Consider the following 24,326-nt stretch of genomic DNA (forward strand, 5'->3'; position numbering starts at 1 on the left):
AGACCGCGGCGCGAAGCGCCTATGTTCGGGCCATGGTGAATAAGAGGTAACTCATGGCCCGACCTGTCGTTGGTATCATTGGCAATTCCTACCTGCTGAACGATCAATACCCCGTCCACGCAGGCGGGCAGATGAACACCGAAGCGATTGCCGAGGTTTCGGGCTGTCTACCGCTTATCGTGCCGAGCGATCCGCGCTTTGTCTCGGTCGAGGAATTGCTGGAGGTCTGCGACGGTTTCCTGCTGACCGGCGGGCGCCCCAATGTGCATCCCGAAGAATATGGTGAGCCTGAGACGGAGGCCCATGGTGCCTTCGACCGCGCGCGCGACGCGGTGGCGCTGGCGCTTGTGCGGGCCTGTGTGGCGCGGGGCCAACCCTTCCTCGGCCTTTGCCGCGGGTTTCAGGAAGTGAACGTCGCCATGGGTGGGTCGCTCTATCCTGAGATTCGCGATCTGCCGGGGCGGATGAACCACCGCATGCCCCCCGATGGCACCATTGAAGAGAAATTCGAACTGCGCCATGACGTGAGCTTTACCGAAGGCGGCGTGTTCCACCGTGTGATGGGCGCGTCCAAAGTGCTGACCAACACGCTACACGGGCAGGGGATCAAGGAACCCGGCCCGCGCGTGGTGATCGACGGCTACGCGGATGATGGCACGCCCGAGGCGATCTATATCAAAGACGCGCCGGGCTTTACCCTCGCGGTGCAGTGGCATCCCGAGTGGAACGCAGCCAATGACCCCGTTTCGCGCCCGCTGTTCGAACATTTCGGCGCAGCCGTGCGGGCTTGGGCGGCGGATGGGTCGGCCATGCCGGTGATGACCGCCGCACAGTAGGGCGGGGCGCAGGGCGCGCGCGTTGCACTCTCTATGACCGCGCGCCGCGCTTCTCGGGGCGCGGCAGCCTGCATCGCGATGAAGTCGTTCTGTCAATCCCCCGCGACCCCGATCGCGCCGTCAACTGATGCATAGCCTCGACGCCTTTCAACTGTGCAGCCCGCTCAATGGCGTAACAGGTGAGGCCGCGTGGTTCAGCGGCGTCACATCATCATCCAAGACCGCGTCCTCCTCTAGCGGCCCCGCCTCCGCGCCCTGAAGCGCTGCCTGACCTGAGCACGCGCGGCGATAGGAACTGTAAGGCCAAGCCTCAGGACGGTCACAATAGCCTGCATGCACGGGGCTGAGGTGCACCAAGCTGCAATGCCGTTCGAAATCCGCGGGGTCGCGGATCCGATGTTCCCAAAATCGACGCTGCCAAATCCCTTTCTCGCCCCGTTTGATCTGCCGCAGACTGCGATGTGGGGCCGGAGGGAGATGGCGGGAAAACCGCCCCTTCCACATGCCGATCCGATTGCCGTAATCGGTATCGTCGGGCGGCAGGGTCCAGACCGTATGGAGCACATCCGGCAAGATGGCGATGGCATCGATCCGGAAGGGTTTGCGGGCCAAAGTCTCACGCATCGCTTGGCGCAGGGCCGTGATATGCCGCAGCAGCGCATCATCATCGCGCCGCGCAAGCCGCAGGGTAAAGAAATAGCTGTTCGGGCCATGGGATGAAGGGCTGTCTCTCATGGCCCTGAGCTTGGCGCAGCTTGGTTAAAGCAAGCTTAACGCCGCTACATTTGCCCGCCGGCGATCTCGATCGACTGGCCGTTGATGCTTTCGGAGCCTTCGCCAACCAGCCAGGCCGCCGCGGCGGCCACTTCCGAGGGCGCAATCAGGCGTTTGTGGCGGTTGGCGTTGACCATGACATCGCGGGCCTTTTCCTCGGACAGCCCGGCGCGTTTGGAGATCGCCTGCGTGTTGCGCGCGATGATCTCGGTATCGACGTAACCGGGACAGAGCGCGTTGAAGGTAAAGGGCTGGCCCATGTAATCTTCGCTGAGCGAGCGGATCAGCCCGATCATCCCGTGTTTCGAGGCCGAGTAGCAGGCCGCCCCCGGCAGGCCGCGCAGCCCGGCCATGGAGGACACGGCGATGACCCGGCCCCAATCGGTCTGGCGCATGGATTTCAGGCTCTCCCGGATGGTGAGAAAGGCTCCGTCGAGATTGGTCGCCATCATGTCGCGCCAAAAATCGAGGTCGGTTTTATGCAGTGACCGGCCTTCGGCCACGCCCGCATTGGCCACGCAGATTTGCACCGGGCCATTGGCCTCGACCGCGCGGGCGATGGTCTCGGTGACCTGCGCCTCGTCACGCACGTCCATTGCCATGCCGCTGATGCCATTGCCTGACACGGCGTCGAGCACCACCTGCCGCCGTCCGGTGATGGTGACCTTTGCGCCCTTGCCGGCCAAATCCTGCGCGATGGCCAGCCCGATGCCAGTGCCGCCGCCGGTGATGAATGCGTGTTTGTCTTTCAGTGTCATAATGCCTCCCCTTTGCGGGCAGGGTGGCGCGGCGGGGGCGGCAGTACAATAGGTAGCTTTTGATGACGGGGCGTTATTTTCGGGGTGGCTGGCGGGGCAGCGTTGCGGTGCGGCCACAGTTGGTCCAGCCCCCTGCCACCGCCCTTGTAGCCGGTCACATATTCCCTCACAGGTTGCAGCGGGCAACCTGATCACAGGGCCCTGTTTTTGCATTGGAGCAGTATCATGAATTTTCCGCAAATTTCCTCTCTGGCGCTGGCCGCCTCTTTCGCATTGGGCGCGACAACGGCGGGTGCCGTAGAAGTCACCGGCGGTTCGGTCGGGCTGTCTTATTCCGCATTCGCGGAGGATACCGATTTTAGCCATTGGGGCCTTGAAGGTGCGATGGAACTGGGGTTCAGCCGCGATTTCAGCTTGCAGATCGATGCTGCCTACCACGATTTCGACTTCACCGATATCGACAGCACGCTGTTGGGCCTGCACGGTATCTATCACCTGAACGACGCGACTTCCTTGGGGGCATTCTACACCTTTGAAGACGTTGAGGGCGCCGAAGCTGACATCTTCGGGATCGAGGTTGGCTACGAAGTTCAGGAATGGGAGTTCGAGGGTTATATCGCCAATGTCGACACCGATCTGGGCGACGGCACCCTCGGCGGGATCAAAGCCCGTTATGAGATGCAGGAGGGCTTTGGCTTGACGGGCTCTTATGATGTTGCCGACGATGACACCGGCGATCTGTCGCGTTTCGCAATTCGTCTTGATCGTGACGTATCGGTCAACACCAACCTGTTCCTCGAGGTCGGCTCGGCCAAGGCCGAGGCGGGCGGGGTCGATATTTCCGAGCCCTTCGTCGGTCTGGGCGGTGAAATCAACTTCGGCGCGGATCGGGGCACCACCTTTGACCAGCGCGGTCTGGCGCGTCTGATCCCCGGTCTTTGATCGCGACTTAACCGTCGTTTGACACTTCGGCATGGCCCTCGGGCCATGCTATTGGCGCAGGGTGGAACGGCTGTTCTATCTCTGCGCCGAAAACAGCAAACTGTTCTTCCGATGTCGCGGTGCAGCAATTTTGCACCGTTTCACCCCGCGGTTTGCTTGTACTATTGCTGCGCGCGCGCTATCGCTCTGACTAACAAAGTTGCGCCAGAGCGGCGCGACGGGCCAGCAAAGGGGGACTCTTGGTTTGAAGATCGGGACACCAAAAGAAATATTTGAGGGCGAGAACCGGGTCGCGATGACCCCGGAAAGCGCGCTGCAACTGCAAAAGCTCGGGCATAGCTGCGTCATCGAGACGGGCGCCGGGGCGGCTGCGGGCTTTGACGATGCCGCCTATGAAGCCGCGGATGTCGAGGTGGTGCAATCCGCCGCCGCGCTTTACGAGGCCGCCGATGTGGTTGCCAAGGTGCGCCCGCCCTCTGAGGATGAGGTCAAGCACCTGCGCGCAGGCCAGACGCTGATCTCCATGTTCAACCCCGCCGGCAACACCGAGCTGATGGAGGCCGCCGCCGAGAAGGGCGCGACCGTCATGGCGATGGACATGGTACCGCGCATCAGCCGTGCGCAGAAGATGGACGCGCTTTCGTCGATGGCGAACATCGCGGGCTACCGCGCGGTGATCGAGGCGGGCAATAACTTCGGACGTTTCTTCACCGGTCAGATCACCGCGGCGGGCAAGGTGCCCCCGGCCAAGGTGCTGGTCGTCGGCGCGGGCGTCGCGGGCCTTGCCGCCATCGGCACCTCGACCTCGCTCGGCGCGATCACGCTGGCCTTCGACGTGCGCCCCGAAGTGGCCGAACAGGTCGAATCGATGGGCGCGGAATTCGTCTATCTCGACTTCGAGGAAGAACAGCAGGACGGCTCCGCCTCCGGCGGCTATGCCTCTGTTTCCTCTCCCGAATTCCGCGAAGCGCAGCTTGCCAAGTTCCGCGAGCTGGCCCCCGATGTGGACATCGTCATCACCACGGCGCTGATCCCCAACCGCGAAGCGCCGGAGCTTTGGACCGAGGATATGGTGCAGGCGATGAAGCCCGGTTCCGTGATCGTGGACCTCGCCGCCGAGAAGGGCGGCAACTGCAAGCTCACCAAGATGGACGAGAAGATCGTCACCGACAACGGCGTGACCATCATCGGCTACACCGACTTCCCGAGCCGCATGGCGACGCAGGCCTCGACGCTTTACGCCACCAACATCCGTCACCTGATGGCGGACCTCACGCCCGAGAAGGACGGTGTCATCAACCACGACATGGAAGATGACGTGATCCGCGGCGCCACCATCACCCACGAGAAGGAAGTGACCTTCCCGCCGCCACCGCCCAAGGTCGCGGCCATCGCGGCGGCGCCGAAGAAGGAGAAGGTAAAGGAAAAGACGCCTGAGGAAAAACGCGCCGAGGAACTGGCGGCCTTCAAGCAGCAGACCAAGAACCAGGTCACGCTGCTGGCCGTCGGTGCGGCGCTGCTGCTGGGTGTGGGGCTTGTCGCTCCGGCCAGCTTCATGCAGCACTTCATCGTCTTCGTTCTGGCGGTCTTTGTCGGTTTCCAAGTGATCTGGGGCGTGGCGCACAGCCTGCACACGCCGCTGATGGCGGTGACCAACGCGATCTCCTCGATCATCATTCTGGGCGCGCTGATGCAGATCGGCTCGGGCTCCTGGCTGGTGATCCTTCTTGCTGCCCTGTCGGTCTTCATGTGTGGGATCAACATTTTCGGCGGCTTCCTCGTGACACGGCGCATGCTCGCCATGTTCCAGAAATCCTGAAGGAGCGAGCATCATGGAATACGGATTCACGACAGCGGCCTATGTGGTCGCAGCGGTTCTCTTCATCCTGTCGCTCGGCGGTCTGTCGGGGCAGGAAAGCGCGAAACGCGCGGTGTGGTACGGTATCGCCGGCATGGCGCTGGCGGTCATCGCCACGCTGATCGGGCCGGGGGCGGGGCTGTGGCTCCTCTCGCTGATCCTGATCGCCGCGGGCGGGGCCATCGGCTACCAGCTGGCCACCCGCGTGCAGATGACGCAGATGCCCGAACTGGTCGCGGCGATGCACAGCCTCGTGGGCCTCGCCGCCGTCTTCGTGGGCTACAACGCCCATATCGAACTGGGCCACGTGCTGGTGATGGACGATGTCGCGCGCAAGGCGACCGAGGGTTTCGCGGCGCTTCTGGCCAAGAAGGACAGCGTTGAGATCGCGATCCTGCGGGTCGAGCTCTTCCTCGGCGTCTTCATCGGTGCGGTGACCTTCACCGGTTCCGTCATCGCCTATGGCAAGCTGGCGGGGCGTGTCAGCTCTGCCGCGACGAAACTGCCGGGCGGTCACCTGCTCAATGCCGGTGCCGCGCTGATCTCGCTTCTCTGCCTGATCTGGTACTTCAACACCGGGGCTTCCTGCCGCTGTTCATCATGACGCTGGCGGCGCTCTTTATCGGCTATCACCTGATCATGGGCATCGGCGGCGCGGACATGCCGGTGGTTGTCTCCATGCTGAACAGCTACTCCGGCTGGGCCGCGGCGGCGATCGGCTTCTCGCTCGGCAACGATCTGTTGATCGTGGTCGGCGCGCTGGTCGGCTCCTCGGGTGCGATCCTCAGCTACATCATGTGCAAGGCGATGAACCGTTCGTTCATCTCGGTCATCCTCGGCGGTTTCGGCGGCAGCTCTGGCCCCGCGATGGAAGTCGAGGGCGAGCAGGTGGCGATCGAGGCCGACGGTGTGGCGCAGGCGCTCAACGAGGCCGATAGCGTCATCATCATCCCTGGCTACGGCATGGCGGTGGCACAGGCCCAAGGTGCTGTCAGCGATCTGGTCAAGAAGCTGCGCGCCAAGGGCAAGAACGTGCGTTTCGCCATCCACCCGGTGGCGGGCCGTCTGCCCGGACACATGAACGTGCTTCTGGCCGAGGCCAAGGTGCCCTATGACATCGTGATGGAGATGGAGGAAATCAACGATGACTTCCCCGAGACCGACGTCGCCATTGTCATCGGCTCCAACGACATCGTGAACCCCGCGGCACAGGACGACCCGAACAGCCCCATCGCCGGGATGCCGGTGCTGGAATGCTGGAAGGCCAAGACCGTCATCGTCTCCAAGCGCGGGCAGGGCACGGGCTATTCCGGCATCGAGAACCCGCTGTTCTTCAAGGAGAACACGCGCATGTTCTACGGTGACGCGAAGGCCAGCCTCGACAAGTTGCTGCCGCTGATCGACTAACGTTTTCTTTCAAAGAAAACGGCGGGGAATTTTTGAAAAATTCCCCGCCCACCCCATGAGCGCCCCGCCGGAAACGGTGGGGCGTTTTCCGTTTTGGCCTGCGGTATACTTCGGTATGCATCAAGTGATTGAAATGGCTTCACTTTTCTCTGTTCATCGGCGGCAATGACGCTATTCTCGGCGGGATACACTCCCCAACAGCGGACCCCGTCATGGCCCCGATCAAAGACCACCCCCAGCGGCTTGCCCTTACCGGCGAAATGCACGCGCGCCCGTTTCCGCAGCTCGCCGCGCCCTCGCGGGTGGCCTTTCTGGCGGTGAAACTATCGGCGGATGCCACGCCACAGGCCGAGTTGAACGCGCTGTTGGCTCATTACGGCGCCCCACGCGCCGATGCGGCGGCCACGCATTATTACGGAGAGATGGGCCGCTTCACCCTGAAATGGGAGCAGCATACCGAGTTCGTCACCTATACGGTCATCGCCCCCTCAGGCCGGAGCCTACCTTTCGCCGCCACGGATTTCGACGCTTTTCCAGAGGATTGGCTGGCCGAGGTGCAGGGGGAGCGGATCACCTCGGCCCTGCTTACGGTGCTGCCGAAGCCGGAAGCCGACGATGAGATCGCGGCGCATTTGCAGGACTGGTTCGTGCCCGAAAGCCTCGCCGTTGCGGAGGTGCTGGATGGGGCGGCGGTGGTGGCCAGCGACTTTCGGATCGACCCCGCAGGCCATCTGCGCCTCGCGCTTTTCACCGATGCAACGACAGGCCAGCGGCGGATCGGGCGGATCGTGCAGCGGCTCTGCGAGATCGAGACCTATAAGGCGATGTCGATGCTGGGGTTCATGCAGGCGCGCGACATGGCCGGGGCGTTGAACGATCTGGACGGACAGCTATCGACGCTCATGGGGGCGATGCGCAGCGGGGCGGGCACGGCGGCTGAGGAAACGCTGCACGCGCTCTTGGATGTCTCGGTCGCGCTGGAGGCGCTGACGGCGGAAACCGCCTATCGTTTCGCCGCCACAGGGGCCTATGAGGCCATCGTCTATGAACGTATCTCCGCCCTGCGTGAAGCGCGTTTTCTGGGGCGGCAGGGCTTTGGCGAGTTCATGATGCGCCGCTATGCGCCCGCGATGCGCACGGTCAAATCGACCGAGACACGCCTGCAAACCCTCGCCGCGCGGGCACTGCGGGCCGCGGATCTTTTGCGAACGCGGGTGGATGTGGAACGCTCGGCCCAGAACCAAGCGATCCTTGCCAGTATGGACCGCCGCGCCGATCTGCAACTGCGGCTGCAACACACCGTAGAGGGGCTGTCTGTTGTGGCGATCAGCTATTACGCGGTGTCGCTGGCGGGCTATCTGCTCTACCCGCTTGCCGCGCCACTGGGGGTCAGCAAGGGGCTGCTGACCGCCGCTGTCACTCTGCCGGTTGTGTTTGGTGTGTGGTGGACGCTGCGCCGTCTGCGGCGGAAGATCGGTTGAGCAGCACCTGCATGGCCAAGCCGCCCAAAGCGATCATCACGATGGCCTCGATGGCTGCGACCGAAAGGGTCGGCACGCCGGAGAGCCCCGCGCCCAAGGTGCAGCCCCCGGCCAACACGCCGCCCACGCCCATCATGGCGGCCCCGGTCAGGTAGCGCCCGGTCTGGCGGGGGGCGTCAAAGCTCTGCCACTGAAACTCTCGCGCGAAAAGGCTGGCGATCAGCGCACCGACAAAGACGCCGCCCAATAGCCCGGTGCCAAAGCCTGCGGGGATCGAACTGCTGGCGATGGTCCAGAACAGCGTATCGGCGGAGGGGGAGGTGAAGCTGAGGCTCTCCATCGCGATCGGGTCGAATTCATCGAGCAGGATGAACCCGGTGCCCACCCATGCGGCGGGGACCAAGAGACCGATCAGCGCCGCCATCACCAGTTGCCCCGGACGGTTACCCGAGCGCAGCGCATAGGCCAGCGCCGCCACGGCGATCACACCAGCCCAGAGCAGCGTACCGCCGGGCAGGGCGGCAAGGCTCACGTTCTCTCCCATATTCACGGTGACAGAGCCGAGCGCCACGCGCAGCGGTGCCAAGACGCCTTTCAGCGTCGCATGGGCCACCACGGCAAAGACCAGCACCACCAGCGCCGCCCGCAGGTTGCCGCCGCCTGTCAGCACCGTGAGGCGCGAGATGCAGCCGCGTGTCAGCACCATGCCCGCGCCAAAGAGCAGCCCGCCCACAGCAATCGCCAAAAGCGGCACGTCGCTGGCCATGAAACGATGCGCGTCAAAACTGATCCATCCGGCGGCCACGGCGGCCTGCGTGCCGATCACGGCCAGCGCCAGTGCGGTCAGCCAGATTCCAAGCGCTTGGCGTCGGTCTTCGCCCACGAGGCTGCGGCGAAAGCAAAACCGCGTGCGCTGCGCCAGCACGCCGAACGCCAGCCCGATGAGGGCCGCCAGCAGAACGGACGCCTCTTTTGCTGTCGTCTCTTCAAAGCCGAAAGACTCAAACATCGCGAAAACCCTCGAAAACGGAATTATTTCCCATTTGGAGCGGGCGCGGGTCACAATCAAGTGAAAGCGCACAGGGCCGCCCCCCAGAGGGGTGAATTAAATTCCGTCTTGTTGGGAAAAGGGGCGACGCTGTTCACCCTGCGTCAAGGGGCGTGAAACAATCGGCCCCTGCCACAGGGGGCAGGGGCCGGTCGGTTCTTATTTTGCTCAGCGTCCGCGAATGCGCGGGTCGAGCGCGTCGCGCAGACCGTCGCCGAGGTAGTTCACCGCCAGCACCGTCAGCGAGATGGCGATGCCCGGCAGCATCACCCGCTCGGGGAACTCCTGCATCCGGTCCACGGCATCGGCCAGTTGCTTGCCCCATGTGGGGAAGTCAGACGGGAAGCCGACGCCAAGGAAGCTCAGCGCGCTTTCGGTGATGATCGCCGTGGCGAGGCCAAGGGTCGCCGAGACCATGATAGGCGAGATCACGTTGGGCAGCAGGTGGCGGCGGATGATCTTGCCCGGCGTGGTGCCGATGGAGCGCGCGGCGAGGATGAACTCACGCTCTTTCAGCGCGAGGATGTCGCCGCGCACAATCCGCGCGGTTTGCATCCATGAGGTCAGGCTGATGACCGAGACGATGAGGATGAACATGCCGCCCTCGGGGCCGAACTGCGCTCGCAGCGGTTGGCCAAAGAGCGTCACGGCGAGCAGGACCAGAGGCAGGATCGGCAGGCTGAGGATCAGGTCGGTGAACCGCATCAGCCAGAAGTCCATCCGTTTGAAAAAGCCCGAGAGCACGCCGACGGCGGTGCCGATGATCAGCGCCAGTGCCATTGCCATCCAGCCCACGGCCATCGACACGCGCCCGCCAAAGAGCATCTGCGCAAGGATGTCGCGGCCCAACTGGTCGGTGCCGAAGGGATGGGCCCAGCCCGCCTTGGCATCGCCATCCCACAGCAGGGTATAGATCGGCCGCCAGTTCTTGTTTCGGATGTCCAGTTTCTTGGCGTCGATGTCCCACAGATAGGGGCCAAAGATCACGGCCAGCGTGATGAAGATCAGGAAACCACCGCCGAAAAGCGCGCCCTTGTGTTTGCGGAACTGGTCCCAAACATCGCGCCATTGGCTGCGCGGCGGCTTTTGCGGGCCCTTGTCTTGCAGGGCCTTCATGAACTCGAGGTCGGCTTCGACCGGGCTTGCGGGAATGGGTTGCTCAGTCATAACGGATCCTTGGGTCAAGCAGGCCGTAGAGGATATCTGCGATCAGGTTGAACAGCACGATCAGCACCGCGAAGATGAAGGTCAGGGTCATCACCATCGGCAGGTCGTTGGCGCGCAGCGCGGTCAGCAGCAGTTGGCCGATGCCGTTCACCTTGAAGACGTTCTCGGTGATGATGGCACCACCAAAGATCGCGGGCATGCCAAGCGCGATGACGGTGACCACCGGGATCATCGAGTTGCGCAGCACATGCACCATGACCACGACGCTTTCCTTCAGACCCTTGGCGCGGGCGGTGCGCACGTAGTCTTGGTTGAGGTTGTCAAGCATGGCACCGCGCATGTAGCGGCTGATCTGCGCCGTGGTTTGCAGCGCCAGCACCATCACCGGCATGATCATCTGGAAGAACTGCACCTTGAAGCTCTCCCAATCGTTTACGACATGGGTCGTGTCATAGATCGACGGCAGCCAGCCCAGAGAGACCGAGAAGATCACGATGAGCAGCGGACCGGTGAAGAAGGGCGGGATCGAAAAGCCGATCATGGTGATGAACGTCCCGGCCTGATCGAAGACCGAATAATGCCGGTAGGCCGAGTAGATGCCGATCGGGATGGCGATGACGATGCCCACGATATAGGCCAGCCCCACGACCCAGAGGGTCTGCGGCATGCGCTGGATCACGATGTCCATCACCGGGGAGCGGGTCTGCCAGGAGATCACGCGCAGCTTGCCTTCGGAAAGCGCCGTATCGGGCAGCCAGCTGAACAGGGCGGAGTGGTTGGTCAGATAGTCGATGAAAACCTGCGGCTCGATCCAAAAGACCTGCACGAGCCATTTCCAATATTGGATATAGATCGGCTGGCCGAGGCCGAGCGCTTCGCGCATCTTTTCTTTCACCTCGGGCGGGACCGTCAGCGGCACTTGGGCCATCGGGTCGCCGGGGCGAGTTGCAGCAGCAGGAAAATCACCAGGCTGATAAACAAAAGCGTCGGGATCGACAAAAGAAGTCGTCGGATGGTGAAGGTCAACATGGGCGTCGCCTTTGTAGGTCAGTCTGTGAGGGGGTGGGGGTGAGACGGGGGCGCGCGGATGACGCACACCCCCGAAGGTCGTTGAAGGGAGGCGCGGGCCTGCCGCGCCTCCGTCCTAGATCACTCTTCCATGCGGTACCAATCGGCGGCATTCCACAGCTCGGAGTCCCATGTGTTCAGCACAACGCCACCAAGGGTGTTGGAGGCAGCCGAGACGCGGCCACGGTCCACCAGCGGCAGGATCGAGTAGCTGTCTTTGGTCAGCATGTCGTTCAGCTTTTTGGCCAGTTCGCCACGCTTTTCCATCTCGCCGGTGCGGCCCAGTTCGGCCACCATCGCGTCATACTCTTCGTTGCAGAAGCGGTTGATGTTTTCGCCCTGCCACTGTGTCTCGGGGCTGGGGAACTTGGCGCAGGTCCGCTGGGCAAGGTAGCTTTGCGGGTCGGTGCCGTCGAAGTTGTTGGCGTACATTTCAACGTCGGCATAGAAACGCTGGAACGTGTCGGTCGAACCGGGGTCGCCGCCGAAGAAGACCGAAGCGTCGATGTTGCGCAGCTCGGTTTCAACACCGATCTGGCTCCACCAATCTTTGATCAGCGCTTGGAAGTCCTGACGCACGGCGTTGGTCGAGGTCTGGTAGAGCAGGGACAGTTTCTCGCCGTCCTTCTCACGCACACCGTCGCCATCGCTGTCGACCCAGCCTGCTTCGTCCAACAGCGCTTTGGCGCCTTCGATGTCTTGGGTCAGACAGTCGGTGTTGTCCGAGGCGTAGAGTTCGGGCGCAGGCACCATGTTGCAGGTGGCGCGGCCCGCTTGGCCGTAGCCGACCTCGACCAGCAATTCGCGGTCGATCGCCATGGAAAGCGCGCGGCGCACTTTCTCATCGCCCAGGATCGGGTGCGGGTGTTTGGCCGTGGCGCGCTCACCCTCCGGCAGATCGGGGGAGGGGTCGGTCATGTTCAGTTCCAGACGCTCAACCAGCGTGCCGAAAGCCGACATCGGCTTGCCCTTGCCGCCTTCGGCCATCTTGGCGATGACATCGGGGGCCAGTTGCAGGTTCCAGGCGTAGTCGAACTCACCAGTTTCCATCACGGCACGGCCCGCCGCTGTCGCGTCACCGCCGCCTTTGAAGGTCAGCGTGGCGAAGGCAGGCTTGCTGGGGTCGCGGTAATTTTCGTTCGCGGCCATGGTGATCACGTCGTTCGGGCGGAACTCGGTGACGGTGAAGGGGCCGGTGCCGATGGGGTTGAAGTTGGCCTCGGTGCACTCGGGCGCTTTGGCGCCGGTGCAATCAGCGAACTGTGCCGCCTGAATGATCGGGGATTGGCCGCCCATGAAGGGGCCGTAAGGGTTCGGCATCGGCTCGGAGAAGGTAACTTTGACTGTCTGGTCATCGACCACGTCAACCGAGGAGACACCTTCGAACTTGGCCAGCTGTGCGCAGCCGCCTTCGGGGTTCATGCAGTAATCGGCGGTGAACTTGACGTCATTGGCGGTGACGGGGGTGCCGTCGGACCACATCAGCCCGTCTTTCAGCTTCCATGTGATGGTCTTGAGGTCTTCGCTCACGCCGCCGTTTTCAAGCGTCGGAATTTCGTTCGCCAGATAGGGGACCAGCGCGCCGTTCTGGTCGTAGCGGCCAAGTGGTTCGAGAACCAGCGAGGACGCTTCGACGTCCTTCGTGCCGCTCGACAAATAGGGGTTCAGGATCGAAGGCGCCTGCCAATAGATGATCTTGACTTCGCCGTCGCGGCCCCGCTCGCCCTCATGGGCTTCGGCAAAGGCCATAGGGGCAAGCGCCGTCGATGCGACAGCCCCCATCAATAGGGTCTTCAATTTCATATCTTACTCCATGTTGGACACGTGGGCGTGCCGCTTATTGTCGACGGGATGTTCCCCGCCTTGTTGTTGTCGCCCCGGAAAGAACATGAGCTTCGCCAGCTAAACATAACAAAACAAGCAATATTCAACCTGTGATCGAAGCGCTCTTTCCAAACCGCATGGGCTATATCGAAACAGGTTTGCCGGAAATTGCAAGGGCGGACGTGGCGCAATTATGACAAAGCTCGAAGTCTGCGCGTCAGGTTTGACAGTCTCGTGACATTCGCCGTAGCGTCGGGCAAAATCTGCGCCAATAAAAACAACAGGGAAACAGATGCTGGATCACACCAATGGGGCGCCAATCGCCCAAATTCAGGGCCTGCGCGTCGAATTTCAAACCAAAGATGGCCCCGTGGTCGGTGTTGAGGATGTCAGTTTCGACATCAATCCCGGTGAGACGGTTTGCGTGGTCGGAGAATCAGGATCAGGCAAATCGGTGTCCTCCCTGTCGCTGATGCGACTGGTTGAGTATGGCGGCGGTGAAATTGCAGGCGGTCGCCTGCTTTTTGAGCGCGGTGAAGAAGGCCAAGTCGATCTCGCGGCCAGCGGCGGCAATCTGATGCGCAAGATTCGCGGCAATGAGATCGGCATGATCTTCCAAGAGCCGATGACCGCGCTGAACCCCGTGTTCACCATCGGCAAGCAGATGACCGAAGGTCTGCGCCTGCATCTGAACATGACCCGCAAAGAGGCCGAGGCCCGCGCGCTGGAGCTGATGAAACAGGTCCGCATCCCTGAGCCGGAGCGGCGTCTCAAGCAGTACCCCCACGAACTTTCAGGCGGCATGCGGCAGCGCGTGGTGATCGCCATGGCGCTGGCCTGCGAGCCGCGCCTCTTGATCGCCGATGAGCCCACCACCGCGCTCGACGTGACCATCCAGGCCGAGATCCTCGCGCTGATGGACCGGCTGAAGCGCGAGACCGGCACCGCGGTGATGTTCATCACCCACGACATGGCCGTGGTGGCGCAGATGGCCGACCGCGTGGTCGTGATGTTCCGCGGCAAGAAGGTCGAGGAAGGCACCGTCGAGGAGATCTTCGAGAACCCGCAGCACCCCTATACCAAGGCGCTTCTGGCCGCCGTGCCGAAACTCGGCGAAATGACGGGCAAGCCATACCCCGAGCCGATGAAACTCTTGGGCACACCCGACAAGGAGATCGTGCCGATCAAGGGCCGCGAAGAGACGCTACTGTCGGTCAAGAACCTGACCACCCGCTTCCCGGTACAGGGCGGTTTCCTGCGCCGCACCGTGGCCAATGTGCATGCGGTCGAGGACCTGTCGTTCTCGCTCAACAAGGGCCAGACGCTCAGCCTCGTCGGCGAATCGGGCTGCGGCAAATCCACCGCCGGACGCTCGATCCTGCGGCTGGTGGAGCCGATGTCGGGGGAGGTGAAGCTCGACGGCGTCGACATCATGTCGCTGGACCAATCTGCGCTGCGCACCGCGCGGCTCGACATGCAGATGATCTTTCAGGACCCCTTTGCCTCGCTCAACCCACAGATGCAGTTGGCCGATCAGGTGGCCGAACCGATCCACAATTTCGGCACCCTCAAGGGCGGGGAGATCAACAAGCGGATCGAGATGCTGTTTGACCGCGTAGAACTGCCGCGCAGCTTCATGCGCCGCTTCCCGCATGAGCTGTCGGGCGGCCAGCGACAGCGCGTTGCCATCGCCCGCGCGCTTGCGCTGAACCCCAAACTCATCATCGCGGACGAAGCTGTCTCGGCGCTGGACGTGTCTGTGCAGGCGCAGGTGCTGAACCTGATGATGGAGCTTCAGGCCGAGATGGAACTGTCGTTCTTGTTCATCAGCCACGACATGGCCGTGGTCGAACGCGTCAGCCACTACGTCGGCGTCATGTATCTGGGCCGCATCGTCGAGATGGGTTCGCGCCAGCGGGTCTTCGAGAACCCGCAGCACCCCTATACGCAGGCGCTGATGAAGGCCGTGCCGATCGCCGATCCGCGCCGCCGCAAGTCCGAGAAGGACCTGAACTTCAAGCCGATCCCCTCGCCAATCCATCCGGTCAGTTACCGGCCCGAGCCTTCGGTCTACCGCGAGGTGGAGCCTGGGCACCATGTGCTGACCACCGACAGCGGCTATTGAAAGAAGACCCATGACCGAACGCCTGACCCCGCTCGAGTTGATGACCAAGCTCATCAGCTTTCCCACCGTGTCGCGCGACACCAATATCCCGCTGATCGACTGGGTGGCCGACTACCTCGCCTCGCACGGGATCGAGAGCCACCGCTACATCGATCCCGAGCAGCCAAAACACGCGCTTTTTGCCCATGCGGGCCCGTGGGAGGAGGGGGCCGTGGTCCTTTCCGGTCACACGGATGTGGTGCCGGTCGACGGTCAGGCTTGGGACACCGATCCATTTACCGTGACCGAGAAGGACGGCCGCTACTACGGCCGCGGCACCTGCGACATGAAGGGCTTCGACGCGTTGGCGATCTGGGCGCTGGTCGAGGCGCATTATGCAGAAGTCAATCGCCCGCTGCAGATCGCGCTCAGCTTCGACGAGGAGATCGGCTGCACCGGCGCGCCGCCGATGATCCAGGCGATGCAGGGCGTGGTGCCCAAGGGCTCGGCGGTGATCGTGGGCGAGCCCTCGACCATGCAGGCGGTGACCGGCCACAAGGGGGGTATCGGATTCAACACCCATCTGGTGGGCTTCGAGGTGCATTCCTCGCTGCTGCACACTGGGGTCAATGCGATCATGGCGGGCGCGAAGCTCATCGAATGGGCCAATGACGTGAACAGCGACAACATGGCCGCCAAGCCGACCGAGACGGCGGCGATGTTCGACCCGCCTTTCACCACCGCCCATGTCGGCGTGATCGAGGGCGGCACGGCCCACAATATCACCGCCAAGGACTGCAAGTTCGCGATGGATTTTCGCGTCGTCCCCGGCGAGGACAAGGACAAATGGGGCACCGCCTACCTCAAGAAGGTGCGCGAGGTCGAAAAGCAGATGCAGGACGTGGTGCCCGAGACCTATATCGAGACCTCGACACGCTTCGACGTGCCCGCGCTCCAGCCCGAGAAGGACGGCGAGGCCGAGCAGATCGTGCGCCAGATCACCGGCGACAACGCCAGCCACAAAGTCAGCTACGGCACCGAGGCCGGGCAGTTCCAAGAGGCGGGCTATTCCGCCGTGATCTGCGGGCCCGGCGACATCGCACAGGCGCATCAGCCCAACGAGTTCATCAAGGTCGCGCAATTCGAGGCCGGTCACGACTTCATGCGCCGTCTGCTGATCCGCTTGCAGGGCTGAGCCATCCCTGACAGACCTGTGGCTGGCCCCGCGCGGGGCCAGTCCTTTCCACGGCCGCCCGGTGCAGCCGCGCGGCGTCAGCCACCGGGGTCCGCATGTCCGCCTTTCCTATCACCCTTGCCACCCCCGCCAGCTACCCGCGCACCCCGCCGCGCGAGAGCGAGGTCGTCGTCATCGGCGGCGGGGTGATCGGCGTCTGCACCGCCTTGTTTCTGGCCCGCGCAGGCAAACAGGTGACGCTCTTGGAAAAGGGCCGCATCGCCGCGGAGCAATCCAGCCGCAACTGGGGCTGGATCCGCCAACAGGGGCGCGACCCGGACGAATTGCCGATCATGGTCGAGGCCGCGCGGCTTTGGCGTGAGCTGGCGCCTGAACTCGACCGCGACATCGGCTTGCATCAGACCGGCGGCACCTATCTGGCGGGGACCGAAGCCAAGATGCAGGGCTATGCCGACTGGCTGCCCCATGCCAAGACCCATGGCGTCGACAGCCGGTTGATGGACGCGGGCGAAGTTGCCAAGGCTTTCCCGGGGCTGGCCGGAACCTATGCCGGGGCGCTCACCACCCCCTCGGACATGCGCGCAGAGCCTTGGGTCGCTGTGCCTGCTCTGGCGGCGCTGGCGGCGCGCGAGGGTGTGAAGATCATCGAGAATTGCGCGGTGCGCCGCCTCGACCTCGCCGCCGGTCGCGTGGCGGGCGTGGTGAGCGAGGCGGGCGCGATCCGCTGTTCCTCGGTCGTGCTGGCGGGCGGGGCGTGGTCGGCGCTGTTCCTGCGCGCCCATGGCGTCAGCCTGCCGCAGCTTTCGGTGCGCGAGAGCGTGCTGGCCACCAATGTGCTGCCCGAGGTTCACGCCGGGGCCGCCGCCGAGGCGGGGCTAGCCTTCCGCCGCCGCGCCGGTGGCGGCTATACGCTCGCCCCCGGCGGGCGGCCCGATCTCTATGTCGGCCCCGATGCCTTCCGCGCCCTGCGGCACTACCTGCCGCAACTGCGCCAAAACCCCTTGGGTCAGCGTCTGCGCGCCGCAGCCCCGCGCGGCTTTCCCGATGCCTGGCGCACGCCGCGCAACTGGGCGGCTGACGCGCACAGCCCCTTTGAGGCGATGCGCATCCTCGACCCCATGCCGGACCACCGCGCCCTGCGCCGGGCGCGCAAACGTTTTGCCGCGCTTTATCCCGATCTGCCGCCCATCACCGCCCGCGCCTTATGGGCCGGGATGATCGACACCATGCCCGATATCGTGCCGGTGGTGGACACCTGCGCGCAGATCCCCGGCCTCGTCATCGGCACTGGCATGTCGGGCCACGGCTTCGGCATCGGGCCGGCCATGGGGCGGGTGCTCTCGGCTCTGGTCATGGGCGACGCGCCGGGCCATGATCTGGGCAGATTCCGCGCCGACCGGTTCAGCGATGGCAGTGCCATTCGCCTCGGCCCGACGCTCTGAGATTATTGGAAAAGGACATTCCATGCCGATCAAGAACCGCTTCGCCGAGACCCACGCCGAGATCACCGCCTGGCGACGTCATCTGCACCAGCACCCGGAGCTGATGTTCGACCTGCCCGAGACCTCGCGCTTCGTCGAGGAGAAGCTGCGCAGCTTCGGCATCACCGACATCACCACCGGTATCGCCCAGACCGGCGTGGTCGCGGTGATCGAAGGGCAGAGCAACAGCTCGGGCCGCACCATCGGCCTGCGGGCGGACATGGACGCGCTGCCGATCACCGAGGCGACGGGGCTGCCGCACGCCTCGAAACACCCCGGCAAGATGCATGCCTGCGGCCATGACGGCCATACGGCGATGCTGCTGGGGGCGGCGCAATACCTCGCCGAGACGCGCAATTTCGACGGGCGCGTGGTGCTGATCTTCCAACCCGCCGAGGAGGGCGGCGGTGGCGGCAATGTCATGGTGCAGGAGGGGCTGATGGACCGCTGGGGCATCGATGAGGTCTACGGCATGCACAACATGCCCGGCCACCCCACGGGGCAATTCGCGATCCGCGAAGGCGCGCTGCTGGCCGCGGCCGACGAGTTTGCCATCACGCTGACGGGCCAAGGCGGCCATGCCGCGGCCCCGCATGAGGCGGTGGACACGAACCTCGCCGCCGCCCATGTGATGATCGCGCTGCAATCCATCGCCAGCCGCAACACCGATCCGCTGAAACAGGTCGTCGTCTCGGTCTGCACCCTGCGCAGCGACACCGACAGCCACAACGTCCTGCCGCATCAGGTGCTTCTGCGCGGGACGGTGCGCACGCTGGATCCGGAGGTTCAGGATTTGGCCGAGCGTCGGCTGCACGACCTCACACGCCTGACGGCGGAGGCACATCAATGCCGGGCCGAGATCGACTACCAGCGCGGTTACCCGGTCACCCGCAACCATGCCGATCAAACCCGCTTTGCCGCCGAGGCCGCCGATAAGGTCACCCCCGGCACCGATCGCGACACCCCGCCGATCATGGCCGGAGAGGATTTTTCCTATATGCTCAATGCGCGACCGGGTGCCTATATTATGATCGGCAACGGGGAAGGGGCGACGGTCCATCACCCGGAATATGACTTTGACGACGCCGCGATCCCGGCGGGCTGCTCATGGTTCGCGCAGGTGGTTGAGGACCGGCTGGCAAGGGCGTAAGCATGTCGCAGATAAATGCGACTGCATGAAAATCAGCGCCCAACCCAACTCCGGAGGATACTTCCTAAATGCCCGTTAAGAACCGATTTGCCGAGCTGCATGACGACATTACCGCATGGCGCCGCGACCTGCATGAGAACCCCGAGATCCTGTTCGAGACCCATCGCACCTCGGCCACCGTGGCCGAGAAGCTCCGCAGCTTCGGCTGCGACGAGGTGGTCGAGGGCATCGGCCGCACCGGTGTCGTCGGCGTGATCAAGGGTAAGGAGACCGGCTCGGGCAAGGTCATCGGGTTGCGCGCCGACATGGACGCGCTGCCGATCCACGAACAGACCGGGCTGGACTATGCCTCCAAGACCGATGGCGCGATGCATGCCTGCGGCCATGACGGCCACACCGCCATGCTGCTCGGTGCAGCGCAATACCTCGCCGAGACCCGCAACTTCGACGGCACCGTTGTGGTGATCTTCCAGCCCGCCGAAGAGGGCGGCGGCGGCGGTCGCGAGATGTGCGAAGACGGCATGATGGAGCGTTGGGGCATCCAAGAAGTCTACGGCATGCACAACTGGCCGGGCATGCCCACGGGCTCCTTCGGCATCCGCGCAGGCTCGTTCTTCGCCGCCACCGACCAGTTCGACATCACCTTCGAAGGCCGCGGCGGCCATGCTGCCAAGCCGCATGAGACCGTCGATACCACCGTCATGTCGGCGCAGGCCGTGCTGGCGCTGCAGACCATCACCGCGCGCAACGCCGACCCGGTGGAGCAGATCGTGGTCTCCGTCACTTCTTTCGAGACCTCCTCGAAAGCCTTCAACGTGATCCCGCAGAAGGTGCAGATCAAAGGCACCGTGCGCACCATGTCCGCCGAGATGCGGGAACTGGCCGAAAAGCGCATCAACGAGATCTGCAACGGCATCGCAGGCACCTTCGGCGGCAGCGCCGATGTGACCTACCATCGCGGCTATCCGGTCATGGTGAACCACGAGGAGCAGACCGAGTTTGCTGCCGACGTGGCGCGCTCGATTTCCGGCCAATGCGAGGAAGCGCCGCTGGTGATGGGGGGCGAAGACTTTGCCTTCATGCTGGAGGAGCGCCCGGGCGCCTATATCCTCGTCGGCAACGGCGACACGGCGGCGGTGCACCACCCGGAGTATAACTTCAACGACGAAGCCATTCCGGCGGGTTGTAGCTGGTGGGCAGGCATCGTCGAACAGCGGATGCCCGCGGCCTGATCTTACCATCGGTAATGCCTAGAGCGCGCCTCCCTTGGGGGGGCGCGTTTTGCTTTGGGGGCTAGCCGCGCTCCCAAAGCGCGTTGTAGACGGCTTCGATCCCATCAGCCTCGGCCCGGGCGCTGAAACGCTGTTCAGCCCAGTGGCGCGCGGCCTCGGAGAGGGCGGCTTGATCCTCGCGCTCTAGCAAGGAGAGCGCGGCTTGGGCCGCAGCCTCTGCCGCACCCAATGGCACGACCTTGCCCACGCGGCCCCCGTTCGAGAAAGCGCCGTAATAGCCCGCATCGCTGCCCACGAAAGGCACGCCTGAGGCCAGCGCTTCGAGCGGGACCATGCCATAGCCCTCGTAGCGCGGCAGTTGCACCACCAGCGACAGGGCGCGCATCAGTTTCGGCAGGTCGGCAGCGGGGTATTCGCCGATGAAAAGCAGCCGGTTGGCAAGGCCCGCGGCCTCGACCTGCGCCTTGAGCTTGTTCGAAAACGCCTCATGTTTGCCGCCCGCCCGGCCAATCACCAGCGCCACCGCGCCGGGGCGTTGGGGCAGCAGGCGCAGCATGGCCTCGACGAAAAGGTCGGTGCCTTTCTCAGGCCGGATGCGCCCCACGGTGGCGATGCCATAGGTACCGCCAAAGCCCAACTGCTCCCAAGCGTTCGCCCGGTTGGTGGCGGGGGAAAAGACATCGGTGTCCACCCCATGCGGCACCACGGCGCGGACATGGGGCACAAACTCCGCCGCGCGTTCGGTCGTAGCGATTACCGCGTCCATCTGCCGGATCAACCAACGCGGATAGGCCGAATGCAGCCGCTGCGCGGCAGAGGTAAAGACGATCCGGATATTTGCGCCACGCACATCGCGCAGCCAAAGCGCGCTGCGCATTTCCGTGTTGCGGCGCACATGCCAAATGGCGAAGGGGCGGTCTTGGGGGGGATGCTTGCGGGTGATCCGCCCCGCCGCGACGCGGGTCAGCGGCACCGGACAGCCGGGCAGGGGCTGGCCCACCAGCGTCAAGTCATGCCGGTCGACCTGTTGCCGGATCACATTGGCCGCCGTGGCCGAGACCCCGGTGAAATTACGGTTGTAGTTGGTGACGAAAAGCTCAGGCATCGCTGTCCCCTCGCAGGTGCAGGGCCGTGATCAGCCGCTCGGCAATACTGTCGAGCTTGTCGGTCTGCCCTGCGGCATAGGCCTTGGCCGCCGCCACCCCGGAGGCGCGAGCGATGTCGTTGCGCAGCAGATCCCCCACACGGTCCGCCAAGTCCTGCGTGCCGGCGACGAGCCGCGCTGCACCTGCGGCTTCCATCTCGGCATAGGTCTCGGCAAAATTGGCGACATGGGTGCCCGAGAGCACCATCGCCCCGGCCTGCGCGACCTCATAGGGATTGTGCCCCCGATCGGGTGCAGCGACCCGCCCAGAAAGACGATGTCGGATAGCGCGTACCATGTGCCCAACTCACCCAGAGTGTCGGCCAGATAGACCTGTTCGCGCGGCATGTCGCCCCGTGTTCGACGCCCATGCGTCAGACCGTAGCTGGCGATGAGACCGGCGACCTCGTCACCGCGCTCGGGGTGGCGGGGGACAAGGATCAAGCACAGCTCGGGGATGCGCTCCAGCAGTTGGCGATGCGCCTCTAACACCGCTTTCTCCTCGCCCGGGTGGGTTGATGAGGCGATCCAGACAGGGCGGCCCTCCAAGGCCTCCCGCGCCTCGGCGATGGTCTCCTCATCCTGTGGCAGGGGGCCCGCCATGGACTTGAGGTTGATCCCCGGCGTGACCCGGTTAGCCGGGGCGTTGATCGTGGTCATGGCCCGGGCCATCGCGTCATTCTGCGTCAGGATCAGGTCGAACACGCCAAAGAGGAACCCCGCCAGCGCGGGCCGTTTCTGCCAGCTTTCGATTGAGCGTTGCGAGAGGCGGGCGTTGATCAGCGCCATCGCCGTGCCCCGCGCATGGGTCCGCCGCAGCATCTGCGGCCAAAGCTCGCTTTCCACGAAGAGCGCCGCATCGGGGCGCCAATGGTCAAGGAAACGTTTCAGCGGGCCGGGAGCGTCGAGCGGGGCGAACTGATGCCGTGTGCGCGGGGGCAGGCGGCTGCCCACCAAACGGGCCGAGGTGGCGGTGCCGGAGGTGATGAGGAAATGCGCCTGCGGCAGGGCGTGCCCCATCCGGTCGATCAGCGCCAGAACCGACAGGCTCTCCCCAACGGAGGCTGCGTGAAACCAGATCAACTGCCCCTCGGGGCGGGGATGGCTGGCATGGCCCAGCTTTTCGCGCGCGCGTTCCGGTGTGACCTCGGCGCGGCGCAGTTTGGCCATGGAGCGCCGCCCGGCCACGGGCAAGATCACACGGCTCGCCGCGACCCATGCCCGGTAGAGAAACGGCACAGCCAAAGGTTCAGCCGCCCGTGTGGCTCATGTGGCGGGGCATCTGCCCGTCGACACGCTGCCGCGAATAGTCGAAATCATGCCCTTGGGCTTGCGGTCGATGGCCGCGCGAATGGCCTCTTGCAACGGCAGGTCCGTGTCCGGGTGGTCGCGCAGAGGCTTGCGCAGGTCGGCCACGTCTTCTTGGCCCAGACACATGAAAATCTCGCCGGTGCAGGTGACCCGCACGCGATTACAGCTTTCGCAGAAGTTATGGCTCAGCGGGGTGATGAAGCCGATCTTCTGCCCGGTCTCTTCCAGCCGCACATAGCGCGCGGGGCCCCCGTGCGCTCGGCCAGATCGGTGACGGTGTAATGCTCGGCGTATCGCGCGCGCACGTCGCGCAGCGACCAGTATTGGCCGAAGCGATCCTCGTTGCCCAGATCGCCCATCGGCATGACCTCGATCCACGTAAGATCTATGCCCCGCGCGGCGCACCATTCGGTGATATGCAGCAATTCCGGCTCGTTGAAGCCCTTGAGCGCCACGGCGTTGATCTTGATCTTCAACCCCGCCCGCTGCGCCGCGTCGATCCCGCGCAGCACCTGCGGCAGGCGGCCCCAGCGGGTGATATCCGCAAATTTCTGCTCGTCCAGCGTATCGAGGGAGACATTCACCCGGCGCACCCCAGCGGCATAGAGATCGTCGGCGAAACGCTCCAACTGGCTGCCGTTGGTGGTCAGCGTCAGCTCCTTCAGCTTGCCGCTGTCGAGATGCCGTTTCATGCCGTCGAAGAAGGTCATGATGCCGCGCCGGACCAGCGGCTCGCCCCCGGTGATGCGCAGCTTCTCGACGCCGAGGTCGATGAAATTGCTGCACAGGCGGTCCAATTCCTCCAGCGTCAGCAATTCCTTCTTGGGCAGGAAGGTCATGTTCTCCGACATGCAGTAGACGCAGCGAAAATCGCAGCGGTCGGTGACGGAGACGCGCAGATAGGTGATCGCGCGCATGAAAGGGTCAATGAGGGGTGCTGTCATGCCTCATAGGTAATGCCCCGCCCAACCCGGGGCAAGCGCCATTTGGGCGATTGATAAGGGGGCAGGGCGCGGATAGGCTGCGCGGATGACACGTATAATCTTACCGCTTTTCATCGCCGTCGCCACCGCCGGTTGCAGCAACCTGCCGGAACGCCTCGGCATGGATGCCAGCCAGTCTGAGCCTGCACCCGCATCCGCATCGGTCGATGCCACGGCTGAGGTTGCAACTCCGAGCGCAGCGCCGCCCGCCGCCTCTCCCATCGCCACCGCAGGCAGCAGCGCCGAGGCGCTGGATACCACCACGGCGGCAGAGCGCGAAGCGGCCACCCGCGCGCCCGCCAGCGCCGGTGCCGCTTTGGGGTCGACCGTGGTCAGCTTGGGCAGCGCGACGGAGCCGGGGCTGTGGTTGAAAACACCTCTGGTCGACGCCGAACAGCCGGGGCGGGTGACCAACCCCGCGACGGGCAAATCCGCCGCGGTGACGCTGATCCCGCTGGAGGGGCCCGCAACCGCAGGCAGCCGCATGTCGCTGCCCGCCTTGCGTTTGATCGGCGCGTCGCTGACCGACCTCACAACGGTCGAGGTCTCGACCGAAGGCTAAG

The 24,326-nt window shown here is 64.2% G+C and carries 17 protein-coding genes and 3 pseudogenes; 11 read left to right on the forward strand and 9 right to left on the reverse strand.

Annotated elements, in window-relative coordinates; all coding sequences use genetic code 11:
- Positions 1–53 precede the first annotated feature (53 nt).
- Complete coding sequence (locus tag CUR85_RS13060; protein ID WP_067263306.1) at positions 54–836, forward strand: gamma-glutamyl-gamma-aminobutyrate hydrolase family protein; 783 nt, start codon at positions 54–56, stop codon at positions 834–836.
- A gap of 147 nt (positions 837–983) precedes the next feature.
- Here the strand turns inward: CUR85_RS13060 and CUR85_RS13065 are convergent, their stop codons facing one another.
- Both CUR85_RS13065 and CUR85_RS13070 read right to left on the reverse strand, forming a co-directional pair.
- Entirely contained in the window at positions 984–1,571 is a 588-nt protein-coding gene (locus CUR85_RS13065; protein ID WP_067263309.1) for an REP-associated tyrosine transposase, read from the reverse strand.
- Between the two features lie 44 nt (positions 1,572–1,615).
- Positions 1,616–2,368 carry an SDR family NAD(P)-dependent oxidoreductase gene (locus CUR85_RS13070; RefSeq protein ID WP_067263311.1) on the reverse strand — a complete coding sequence of 251 codons (753 nt, stop codon included), beginning with the start codon at positions 2,366–2,368 and terminating at the stop codon, positions 1,616–1,618.
- A gap of 225 nt (positions 2,369–2,593) precedes the next feature.
- Between CUR85_RS13070 and CUR85_RS13075 the strand changes: the two genes are divergently transcribed.
- The 4 genes and pseudogenes from CUR85_RS13075 to CUR85_RS13090 all read left to right on the forward strand — a co-directional run bounded on the left by CUR85_RS13075 (position 2,594) and on the right by CUR85_RS13090 (position 8,056).
- A complete protein-coding gene (locus tag CUR85_RS13075) occupies positions 2,594–3,310 on the forward strand; it encodes a hypothetical protein (protein WP_067263313.1) in 717 nt (238 codons plus the stop codon).
- 244 nt (positions 3,311–3,554) lie between these two features.
- Positions 3,555–5,129 carry a Re/Si-specific NAD(P)(+) transhydrogenase subunit alpha gene (locus CUR85_RS13080; protein ID WP_067263316.1) on the forward strand — a complete coding sequence of 525 codons (1,575 nt, stop codon included), beginning with the start codon at positions 3,555–3,557 and terminating at the stop codon, positions 5,127–5,129.
- 13 nt (positions 5,130–5,142) lie between these two features.
- Positions 5,143–6,575: pseudogene (locus CUR85_RS13085) on the forward strand (NAD(P)(+) transhydrogenase (Re/Si-specific) subunit beta).
- A 212-nt stretch (positions 6,576–6,787) separates the two neighbouring features.
- Positions 6,788–8,056, forward strand: coding sequence for a DUF3422 family protein (locus CUR85_RS13090; RefSeq protein ID WP_067263320.1), 1,269 nt, complete (start codon positions 6,788–6,790; stop codon positions 8,054–8,056).
- Here the strand turns inward: CUR85_RS13090 and CUR85_RS13095 are convergent.
- The 4 genes and pseudogenes from CUR85_RS13095 to CUR85_RS13110 form a co-directional block, all read right to left on the reverse strand.
- The gene (locus tag CUR85_RS13095; protein WP_067263323.1) at positions 7,992–9,065 is read right to left on the reverse strand and encodes a YeeE/YedE family protein; all 1,074 of its coding nucleotides are present in this window, start codon (positions 9,063–9,065) and stop codon (positions 7,992–7,994) included. The genes CUR85_RS13090 and CUR85_RS13095 overlap by 65 nt on opposite strands.
- A 207-nt stretch (positions 9,066–9,272) precedes the next feature.
- On the reverse strand, positions 9,273–10,271 hold the full coding sequence (locus tag CUR85_RS13100; RefSeq protein WP_067263326.1) for an ABC transporter permease: 999 nt from the start codon (positions 10,269–10,271) through the stop codon (positions 9,273–9,275).
- Positions 10,264–11,300, reverse strand: a pseudogene (locus tag CUR85_RS13105) (ABC transporter permease). The gene CUR85_RS13100 and the pseudogene CUR85_RS13105 overlap by 8 nt, the downstream one beginning before the upstream one ends.
- 120 nt (positions 11,301–11,420) lie before the next feature.
- Positions 11,421–13,142, reverse strand: a complete 1,722-nt coding sequence (locus CUR85_RS13110) for a peptide ABC transporter substrate-binding protein (RefSeq protein WP_067263331.1) — start codon at positions 13,140–13,142, stop codon at positions 11,421–11,423.
- A gap of 313 nt (positions 13,143–13,455) precedes the next feature.
- Here CUR85_RS13110 and CUR85_RS13115 point away from each other — a divergent pair, with 313 nt between their 5' ends.
- The 5 genes from CUR85_RS13115 (at position 13,456) to CUR85_RS13135 (ending at position 20,325) form a co-directional block, all read left to right on the forward strand.
- On the forward strand, positions 13,456–15,288 hold the full coding sequence (locus CUR85_RS13115; protein ID WP_067263334.1) for an ABC transporter ATP-binding protein: 1,833 nt from the start codon (positions 13,456–13,458) through the stop codon (positions 15,286–15,288).
- A gap of 10 nt (positions 15,289–15,298) precedes the next feature.
- Positions 15,299–16,462, forward strand: coding sequence for an acetylornithine deacetylase (argE, locus tag CUR85_RS13120; RefSeq protein ID WP_067263336.1), 1,164 nt, complete (start codon positions 15,299–15,301; stop codon positions 16,460–16,462).
- Between the two features lie 95 nt (positions 16,463–16,557).
- On the forward strand, positions 16,558–17,904 hold the full coding sequence (locus CUR85_RS13125; RefSeq protein ID WP_067263338.1) for an NAD(P)/FAD-dependent oxidoreductase: 1,347 nt from the start codon (positions 16,558–16,560) through the stop codon (positions 17,902–17,904).
- 22 nt (positions 17,905–17,926) lie between these two features.
- Entirely contained in the window at positions 17,927–19,093 is a 1,167-nt protein-coding gene (locus CUR85_RS13130) for a M20 aminoacylase family protein (RefSeq protein WP_067263341.1), read from the forward strand.
- 68 nt (positions 19,094–19,161) lie between these two features.
- Positions 19,162–20,325 (forward strand): M20 aminoacylase family protein, encoded by a 1,164-nt coding sequence (locus CUR85_RS13135; RefSeq protein ID WP_067263343.1) that lies wholly within the window; start codon positions 19,162–19,164, stop codon positions 20,323–20,325.
- A 61-nt stretch (positions 20,326–20,386) separates the two neighbouring features.
- On the opposite strand, the gene CUR85_RS13140 is transcribed toward CUR85_RS13135, so the two are convergent.
- The 3 genes and pseudogenes from CUR85_RS13140 to moaA all read right to left on the reverse strand — a co-directional run bounded on the left by CUR85_RS13140 (position 20,387) and on the right by moaA (position 23,724).
- On the reverse strand, positions 20,387–21,430 hold the full coding sequence (locus CUR85_RS13140) for a glycosyltransferase family 4 protein (RefSeq protein ID WP_067263346.1): 1,044 nt from the start codon (positions 21,428–21,430) through the stop codon (positions 20,387–20,389).
- Positions 21,431–21,460: 30 nt separating this feature from the next.
- Positions 21,461–22,708 carry a 3-deoxy-D-manno-octulosonic acid transferase gene (locus tag CUR85_RS13145; RefSeq protein WP_343245452.1) on the reverse strand — a complete coding sequence of 416 codons (1,248 nt, stop codon included), beginning with the start codon at positions 22,706–22,708 and terminating at the stop codon, positions 21,461–21,463.
- A gap of 10 nt (positions 22,709–22,718) precedes the next feature.
- A pseudogene (gene moaA, locus CUR85_RS13150) lies at positions 22,719–23,724 on the reverse strand (GTP 3',8-cyclase MoaA).
- An 85-nt stretch (positions 23,725–23,809) separates the two neighbouring features.
- On the opposite strand from moaA, the gene CUR85_RS13155 reads away from it, so the two are divergent.
- On the forward strand, positions 23,810–24,325 hold the full coding sequence (locus CUR85_RS13155; protein ID WP_067263354.1) for a hypothetical protein: 516 nt from the start codon (positions 23,810–23,812) through the stop codon (positions 24,323–24,325).
- The last annotated feature ends 1 nt before the right edge of the window (position 24,326 follow it).

Origin of the sequence: Sulfitobacter faviae, from assembly GCF_029870955.1 — a bacterium.
GTDB lineage: Bacteria > Pseudomonadota > Alphaproteobacteria > Rhodobacterales > Rhodobacteraceae > Sulfitobacter > Sulfitobacter faviae.